We start from the raw sequence: 328 nt of genomic DNA, 5'->3' as shown, positions 1-328 counted from the left end.
GATCAAGCGGGTGCAGATTCTGGGGGCGTTGCAGGAGTCGTATCCGGTGTCGGAGGACGTCGATCCGGAGGTGCTCGCGGAGCTGCGGACGCTGGACGATATCGCCGGCTTCCTGGCTTCCACGGTGCCTGCCGAGTCGGCTCCGCAGCCGGTGGCTCCCGTGATCGAGACCGTCAACCTTCCCGAGCCCGAGCCCGCCCCAGCCATGAACTCGGCTGCCGCCGCCGGTGTGATGGTGGCGTTGATGGGTGCGGTGGCGGAGAAGACGGGTTATCCGGTGGAGATGTTGGAGCCGGGTATGGATGTCGAGGCTGATTTGGGCATCGAT

General features: G+C 65.9%; 1 pseudogene. It reads left to right on the top strand.

The features are described from left to right. Positions 1-46 precede the first annotated feature (46 nt). A pseudogene (locus IH68_RS51395) lies at positions 47-328 on the top strand (hypothetical protein); the annotation flags it as partial.

This window comes from Streptomyces sp. NRRL S-646 (assembly GCF_000720765.1).
In the GTDB taxonomy this organism is placed as follows: domain Bacteria; phylum Actinomycetota; class Actinomycetes; order Streptomycetales; family Streptomycetaceae; genus Streptomyces.
The sequence above is the reverse complement of the archived record's forward strand: the minus strand, read 5'-3'. Positions and strand labels throughout refer to the sequence as shown.